Source organism: Roseicyclus marinus (assembly GCF_030163795.1).
GTDB lineage: Bacteria > Pseudomonadota > Alphaproteobacteria > Rhodobacterales > Rhodobacteraceae > Roseicyclus > Roseicyclus marinus.
In genome coordinates this window covers 26,044-33,776 of record NZ_JASJOF010000017.1, presented here as the reverse complement: position 1 = coordinate 33,776, position 7,733 = coordinate 26,044, and the positions used below count along the sequence as shown (strand labels likewise).

7 protein-coding genes and 1 pseudogene are annotated in these 7,733 nt (G+C 65.0%); 4 read left to right on the top strand and 4 right to left on the bottom strand.

Annotation, left to right across the window (positions count from 1 at the left end; all coding sequences use genetic code 11):
- The 4 genes and pseudogenes from QQK63_RS17040 to QQK63_RS17025 form a co-directional block, all read right to left on the bottom strand.
- Positions 1-571: pseudogene (locus QQK63_RS17040) on the bottom strand (SPOR domain-containing protein); the annotation flags it as partial.
- Positions 572-670: 99 nt separating this feature from the next.
- Positions 671-2,401, bottom strand: a complete 1,731-nt coding sequence (argS, locus tag QQK63_RS17035; protein WP_277828668.1) for an arginine--tRNA ligase — start codon at positions 2,399-2,401, stop codon at positions 671-673.
- A gap of 53 nt (positions 2,402-2,454) precedes the next feature.
- On the bottom strand, positions 2,455-2,787 hold the full coding sequence (locus QQK63_RS17030; protein WP_277828670.1) for a hypothetical protein: 333 nt from the start codon (positions 2,785-2,787) through the stop codon (positions 2,455-2,457).
- On the bottom strand, positions 2,787-3,956 hold the full coding sequence (locus QQK63_RS17025) for a deoxyguanosinetriphosphate triphosphohydrolase (RefSeq protein WP_277828673.1): 1,170 nt from the start codon (positions 3,954-3,956) through the stop codon (positions 2,787-2,789). Before QQK63_RS17025 ends, QQK63_RS17030 begins: the two co-directional genes overlap by 1 nt.
- Before the next feature lie 99 nt (positions 3,957-4,055).
- Here QQK63_RS17025 and QQK63_RS17020 point away from each other — a divergent pair, with 99 nt between their 5' ends.
- The 4 genes from QQK63_RS17020 (at position 4,056) to ugpA (ending at position 7,729) form a co-directional block, all read left to right on the top strand.
- A complete protein-coding gene (locus QQK63_RS17020; RefSeq protein WP_277829084.1) occupies positions 4,056-4,382 on the top strand; it encodes a HesB/IscA family protein in 327 nt (108 codons plus the stop codon).
- Positions 4,383-4,454: 72 nt separating this feature from the next.
- A complete protein-coding gene (xth, locus tag QQK63_RS17015; RefSeq protein ID WP_277828675.1) occupies positions 4,455-5,237 on the top strand; it encodes an exodeoxyribonuclease III in 783 nt (260 codons plus the stop codon).
- Positions 5,238-5,446: 209 nt separating this feature from the next.
- Positions 5,447-6,772 carry a sn-glycerol-3-phosphate ABC transporter substrate-binding protein UgpB gene (gene ugpB / locus QQK63_RS17010; protein WP_277828677.1) on the top strand — a complete coding sequence of 442 codons (1,326 nt, stop codon included), beginning with the start codon at positions 5,447-5,449 and terminating at the stop codon, positions 6,770-6,772.
- Between the two features lie 69 nt (positions 6,773-6,841).
- Positions 6,842-7,729, top strand: coding sequence for a sn-glycerol-3-phosphate ABC transporter permease UgpA (gene ugpA, locus QQK63_RS17005; RefSeq protein ID WP_277828679.1), 888 nt, complete (start codon positions 6,842-6,844; stop codon positions 7,727-7,729).
- Positions 7,730-7,733: the final 4 nt, after the last annotated feature.

The window sequence follows — 7,733 nt, the reverse complement described above, 5'->3', positions numbered from 1 at the left end:
GCACGGCGGCGGCGGGTGCGGCGGTGGTTTCAGCGGCGATGGCGACGCCCGCATCCGCAGGGGCCGTGGCCGCGTCGGGCGCGGCCTGGCCCATCAGCCGTTCGATGAGCGCTTGTGTACCCGCGCTGGCCGCTTCGGGCGTGGGCAAGGGCGCGCTGCCCGCCGTGCCGGACATGACCGAAGCCGGGGCCGGGGCGGAAGCCGAGGCCAGCGCCACGACATCCAGATCGACGGGCGGCGGCGCGAGGATCAGGCGGTCGGGGACCGGCGCGGCATCACCACCTTCGGCGATGCGGTTGACCGCCAAGCCCTGGTGTTCGGCCTGCGTGCCACCGGGATCGGCGGGCGCGACGCGCATCGGCCCTTCGAGCGCGCGGATCACCGGGACGCCGGAGAGATCGCGCATCGTCAGCTGGTAGGCCCAGATGCCCATGCCGATCACAAGACCAAGCGACACGAAGGCGCCTGCCCAATTGACCAGTGTTCCGATGCGCAAGGCACCCTCGGGGGGCGTTCCGCCACGAGGGTGCGCATGCACCGCATCCGTCCCGGAGTAGTCGTAATCCGCCATGACCTGCCACGCCTGTTTTTGCCGCCCCGCCCTGACCTGCACGGGTCGCGCGGGGGCTTTCGACTGTCTCGATCCGGCTGGTGGAAGGTCTTGAACGCCTTACATCTTGTCAGCCGGTTTGACGCCAAGAATACCAAGACCGTTGGAAATGACAATCGCAACGGACCGGATCAGGGCGAGTTTGCCCCGACTTGTGGCATGGTCGTCCTCTTGCCAGAAGCGCAGGGCGGGTTCGCCATTGCCTTTGTTCCACAGCGCATGGAATTCGGAGGACAGGTCGTAGAGGTAGAAAGCGACCCGGTGGGGCTCGTGCGTCTGGGCCGCGCTTTCGACCAAGCGGGGCCATTCGGCAAGCTTGGCCACCAGCGCCAGTTCCGCCGGATCCGCGATCACCGACAGGTCTTCGGGACCGCCGGGGGCCACGCCCGCCTCGGCAGCCTTGCGCAGCACGGACTGGATCCGGGCATGGGCATACTGGACGTAGAAGACCGGATTGTCCTTGGATTGCTCGCGCACCTTGTCGACATCGAAATCCAAGGGCGCGTCGTTCTTGCGGGTGAGCATCACGAAGCGGGTGACATCGGCGCCCACCATCTCGACCACGTCGCGCAGCGTCACGAAGGTGCCCGCGCGCTTGGACATCTTGAGTTCCTGATCGCCGCGCTTGAGCTTCACGAGCTGCGTCAGCTTGATGTCGAGCGGCACGCGATTGCCCGAGAGGGCCGCCACGGCCGCCTTCATCCGCTTGACGTAGCCGCCGTGATCGGCGCCGAAAACGTCGATCAATTCGTCGAAGCCACGGGTGATCTTGTCGTAGTGATAGGCGATATCGGGGGCGAAATAGGTCCATGCGCCGTCCGATTTCATCACCGGGCGGTCGACATCGTCGCCGAAATCGGTCGATTTGAACAAGGTCTGGCTGCGCGGTTCCCAATCCTCGGGGGTCTTGCCCTTGGGCGGTTCGAGAACGCCTTCGTAGATCAGGCCCTTGGCGCGCAGATCGTCGAGCGCGGCCTCGATCCGGCCGGTGCCGTAGAGGGATTTCTCGGAATAGAACATGTCCATCTCGACGCCGAGCGCCTTCAGGTCCGCCCGGATCAGGTCCATCATGCGGTCGGTGGCGAAGGCGCGCACCTCGGCCAGCCAGACCTCTTCGGGCTGGTCGACATAGGCGCGGCCCACCTTGGCGGCCAAGGCCTCGCCCACCTCGATCAGGTAGTCGCCGGGATAGGTCCCATCCTCGAAGGCGACCGTCTGGCCATGCGCCTCGAGGTAGCGGAGATAGACGGACCGCGCGAGAACATCGACCTGCGCGCCGCCGTCGTTGATGTAGTATTCGCGCGTCACGTCATGGCCGGTGAAGTCCAGAAGGCTGGCCAGCGCATCGCCGAAGACCGCCCCGCGGGTATGGCCCACGTGGAGCGGCCCGGTCGGGTTGGCGGAGACATATTCCACGTTCACGCGCCGCCCCTGCCCCATCGTCGAGCGGCCATAGGCATCGGCCTGCGTCAGGATGGCCGCGACCACGCCGCGCCATGCGTCGGGCATGAGGCGCAGGTTGAGAAAGCCCGGGCCCGCCACGTCGGCCGCGGCGATGCGGGGGTCCTGCGCCAGCTTGGCCGCCAGCGCCTCGGCGATGTCGCGGGGTTTCATGCCTGCGGGCTTGGACAGCACCATCGCGGCATTGGTCGCCATGTCGCCATGCGCTGCGTCGCGGGGCGGTTCGACCGCCACATTCGCGCGGTCGAGGCCTGCGGGCAGCGCCCCCTCGGCCTCGAGCGCGTCGAGCGCGGTCAGGACGGCAGCATGGATATCGGCAAACAAGGTCATCGTTTTCCCCTCGGGGTGGTCTGCCCCGCCTCCTAACACGATGGCGGGAGAGGTCAATTGCAGCGCGCGTAAGTGCCCCCCTGCCCCTCGCGCACGAAGACAAGGCCGTCCTGTCCGCGCATCAAAAGCGCGCGGAAGGACCAGCTTTCGCCCTCGCCCGTGCAGACCATGTCGAAGAGCGTGGCATCGCCCATGTCGCGGACGGCAACGGGGTTGGTCAGGCGGCAGGTGCTTTCGTAGAAATCGGCCCGGTCGCCCGCGATCGTCATCGCGCCTTCGGGATGGCCCGTGGCGCAGGAATCGATGTGGTAGCGGCCCGAAAAATCCTGTGCCGCCGCGATACCGGGCATCAGCAGACAGACAGCGCAGGCGAAGGCGTGTCGCATCACGGATAGACCCCCCGTTCCATGGTCGGTGCGCCGAAAATCCGGGCGTGGGTTTGCAGGGCGAAGCGGTCGGTCATGCCGGAGATGTAATCGCACACGATGCGGGCCAGCGCCGTGTCGTCGCCCGCCACCTCCTCCACATCCTTGCGCCATTGCTTGGGCAATTCATCGGGGTGGGCCATGAAATGGGGAAAGAGATCGCGGACCACGCCCGTCACCTCGCGCCGCATCTCGACCACGGCGGGGGCGCGGTACATGCGGTGGAAGAGGAAATCGCGGATCACCTTGAGATCGTCGAAGACGGGTTTGGAGAAGCGGATGATCGGGCGGCCCGCGGCGCGGATCGCCTGCGCGCTGTCGGGGGCGAGCGCGGCCAATTCGGTGCGGGCATAGGCGATCACGTCCTCGACCAGCACGCCGAAGAAGCGGCGCAGCGCCTCGTGACGGCGGCGGTAGTAATTGAGGCCGGGATAGAGGCGGTCGACCTCGGCAAAGCAGCGGTCGAGGATCGGGAGTGCGGCGAGATCGTCGGTCGAGAACAGCTCGGCCCGCAGGCCATCGTGCAGGTCGTGGTGATTGTAGGCGATGTCATCGGCGATGGCGGCGACCTGCGCCTCGGCGCTGGCATGGGTGGAGAGTTCGAGATCGACGCTCGCGCAGCAGGCGGCCAAAGCCCAATGGATGGGCGGCAGGACGGGACCATTGTGCTTGGCGATGCCTTCGAGCGTTTCCCAGCTGAGGTTCAGGCCGTCAAAATCGGCGTAATGGCGTTCCAGATGGGTGACGATCCGGATCGCCTGCGCGTTATGGTCGAAGCCGCCATAGGGGGCCATCAGCGCCTGAAGCGCATCCTCGCCCGTGTGGCCGAAAGGCGGGTGGCCGAGATCATGGGCGAGCGCCACGGCCTCGGTCAGATCCTCGTCGAGGCCGAGGGCGCGCGCGATGGTGCGGGCCACCTGCGCCACCTCGATCGAATGGGTGAGCCGGGTGCGGAAATAATCGCCCTCGTGTTCCACGAAGACCTGCGTCTTGTGCTTGAGGCGGCGGAAGGCCGAGGCGTGGATGATCCGGTCGCGGTCGCGCTGGAAGGGCGACCGGAAGGTGCTTTCCTCTTCGGCGAGGCGGCGTCCGCGGGTCTTGGTCGGGTCGCAGGCAAAGGGAGCGCGCATCGCATCGGTTCCGGTTCTTGTCGGGCTTGGCGTGGTTCATATATGCTGAGGATGCGAAATGCGACAGCGCCCGAAGGAATGCCGCCCATGTCCCTCACTCTGACCGTGCCGCCCAAGGTTACCGAACGCGCCTTTGCGCGTCTGGCCGAGATCAACGAGGCGGCGGGCGAGGCCCGCGCGCTGCGCGTCGCGGTCGAGGGCGGCGGGTGTTCCGGATTTCAATACGAGATCAAGCTGGACGAACCCACAAGCGACGATCTGGTGCTGGAGGGGAACGGGCAGAAAGTGGTGGTCGACAGCGTGTCCCTGCCATTCCTTGCCGATGCGGTGATCGATTTCAGCGAGGAGCTGATCGGGGCGCGGTTCACCATCGAGAACCCCAATGCCACCTCGTCTTGCGGCTGCGGGACATCTTTCTCGATGTGAGGCCGATTTCGATGTGACCTTGCCCCCCGGCCCTGCCCCGTGTGAAAACCGGGGCAAACGGGGGATCGGGCCATGAAGATCGCGACATTCAACATCAACGGCGTCAAGGCCCGGATCGAGGCGTTGAGCGATTGGCTGGGCGAGTTCCAGCCCGATGTGGCGCTGTTGCAGGAGATCAAATCGGTCGACGAGGGATTTCCCCGCGCGCATTTCGAGGACATGGGCTACCGCGTCGAAACCCATGGCCAGAAGGGGTTCAATGGGGTCGCCATCCTGTCGAAACTGCCGCTTGAGGATATCAGCCGCGGCCTGCCCGGGGACGAGGCCGACGAACAGGCGCGCTGGATCGAGGCGACGGTGATCGGAGACAGCCACGCCGTGCGGCTGTGCGGGCTGTACCTGCCCAACGGCAATCCCGCGCCAGGACCGAAATACGATTACAAGCTGGCATGGATGGCGCGGATGGAGGCCCATGCCCGCAGTCTGCTGGCGCAGGAGATGCCGCTGGTTCTGGCGGGTGACTACAACGTGATCCCGCAAGACGAGGATGCCGCCAAGCCCGAATCCTGGCGCGAGGATGCGCTGGCGTTGCCGCAGAGCCGCGCCGCGTTCCGGCGGATCGTGAACCTTGGCTTCACCGAGGCGATCCGGGCGCGCAACCAAGCCCCCGGCCTTTACAGTTTTTGGGATTATCAAGCCGGGGCGTGGGAGCGGAACAACGGCATCCGCATCGACCACCTGCTGCTCAGCCCGCAGGCCGCCGATCTGATGCGGGATGCAGGCATCGAAAAGGCCGTGCGCGGGCGCGAAAAGCCCTCCGATCACGTGCCGGTCTGGGTCGATCTGGCGGCCTGAACCGGGCCGGTCCTTTCACGCGAAAATTCTTTTGCGAGCGGTTTTACCTTTTGGTTGATTTTCTTCCCGACGTCATGTCTCAATCCTCGCAGGTTGTAACACACCTGTCACAATAGAGCGCTAAGCGCCGTGCGGAGGGGGTGCCATGACGGCCCTCTTTCGTTTCCAGACCGACATCAGTGCCGGGCGACCGGCCGGAGGAGAAACATATGAAATTCAGTCACTTCGCTGCGGCAAGCGCCGCCAGCGTCATCGCGCTTTCCAGCCATGCTGCGGCGCAGACCCAGATCGATTGGTGGCACGCCATGGGCGGCGAACTGGGTGAGAAGACCGAGGCGCTGGCGACTGCCTTCAACGCGACGCAGAGCGAGTTCGTGGTGGTCCCGAGCTATCGCGGATCCTATGCCGAGACGATGACCGGCGCGATCGCGGCCTTCCGCGCGGGCGAACAGCCCGACATCGTGCAGGTCTTCGAGGTCGGCACGGGCACGATGATGGCCGCACAGGGCGCCATCGTTCCGGTCTACCAGTTGATGGCCAATGCGGGCGTCGATTTCGACCCCTCCGCCTTCCTGCCTGCCGTGGTCGGCTATTACACGGACCCCGAGGGCAACATGCTGTCGATGCCGTTCAATTCGTCGACGCCGATCCTCTACTACAACCGCAACATCTTCGAAGCGGCGGGCCTTGACCCCAACACCCCGCCGACCACCTGGGCGGAGGTCGAGGAATTCTCGCGGCAGATCGTATCCTCGGGCGCTGCGGAATGCGGCTTCACCTCGCGCTGGGTCAGCTGGGCGCAGCTGGAAAACTTCTCGGCCTGGCACAATCAGCCGATCGGCACGTTGCAAAACGGCTTTGGCGGGCTGGAGACCGAACTGACCTTCAACGGGCCGGTTCAGGTGCGTCACTGGGAGAACCTTGCGCGCTGGGAGGACGAGGGCCTGTATCGCTACGCCGGCCCCGGCGGCGGCAATGATGCCGGTCCGGCCTTCTACTCGCAGACCTGCGGGATCTTGATGGAATCCTCGGCCGGCCGTGCGGGCGTGATGGCGAATGCCACCGATTTCGAAGTCGGCATCGGCATGCTGCCCTATTACGACGACGTGGACGGCGCACCGCAGAACACGATCATCGGCGGCGCGACCCTGTGGGTTCTGTCGGGCGGCAGCGAGGAAGAGCAGCGCGGCGTGGCCGAGTTCTTCAACTTCCTCTCCTCCCCCGAGGTTCAGGCACAATGGCACCAGGACACCGGCTACCTGCCGATCACGCAGGCCGCCTATGAACTGAGCCAGGCGCAGGGCTATTACGAAGCCAACCCCGGCGCGGACACTTCGATCCGGCAGATGACGCTGAACGAGCCGACCGAGAATTCGCGCGGCCTGCGGTTCGGCAACTACGTGCAGATCCGCACCGTCATCGACGAGGAATTCGAGCGTTTGCTCTCGGGTGCCGTCGATGCGCAGGGCGCGCTTGATGCGGTGGTGGAACGCGGCAACGCGCTGATCCGCGAGTTCGAAGACGCCAACGGCTGAACCCGTTGACCTGACGACCGGCCCGCGCCGCAATGATTGTGGCGCGGGTCTTTGCACCTTGGGGGCGAGATGCAGACCAAACGCACGATTTTCGGCAACAAGGGCCTGCCCTATTTGTTGCTGGCACCACAGCTGATCATCACCGGCATCTTCTTTCTGTGGCCTGCGGCTCAAGCCGTGCGCCAATCCTTTTTGCGCGAGGATGCGTTCGGCCTGAATTTCACCTTCGTCGGCCTGCGCAATTACGAGCGGCTTCTGGACAGCCCCGAATACCTGAATGCGATCAAGGTGACGGTGATCTTTTCGATCTCGACCGTGATCCTGGCGCTGGGTGTCTCGCTGGTGCTGGCCTTGGCCGTCGACCGGATGATCCGGTCGGGGCGGGCCTATACGACGCTTCTGGTCTGGCCCTATGCGGTGGCGCCCGCGGTGGCGGGCATTCTGTGGTGGTTCATCTTCAACCCCACGATCGGGATCATGCCCTATGTGCTGGAGACGTTCTTCGGCTATGATTGGAACCACCTGCTGACGCCATCGGACGCCATGATCCTTGTTGTCGTCGCCGCCGCGTGGAAGCAGATCAGCTACAATTTCCTGTTCTTCGTCGCAGGGCTGCAATCCATCCCCAACAGCTTGCGCGAGGCCGCCGCCATCGACGGTGCGGGCCCGTTCAAGCGGTTCTGGACCATCACCTTGCCGCTTTTGTCGCCCACGACCTTTTTCCTGTTGGTCGTCAACATCGTCTACACGCTGTTCGAGACCTTCGCCGTCATCGACGCCACGACCGAGGGCGGGCCCGCACAGGCCACAAATATCCTTGTCTACAAGGTGTTCCGCGACGGGTTCGTCGGCCTCAACTTCGGATCGTCGGCGGCGCAATCGGTGATCTTGATGGGCCTCGTCATCGTTTTGACCTTTGTCCAGTTCCGCTTCGTGGAACGGCGTGTGACCTACTGAGGGG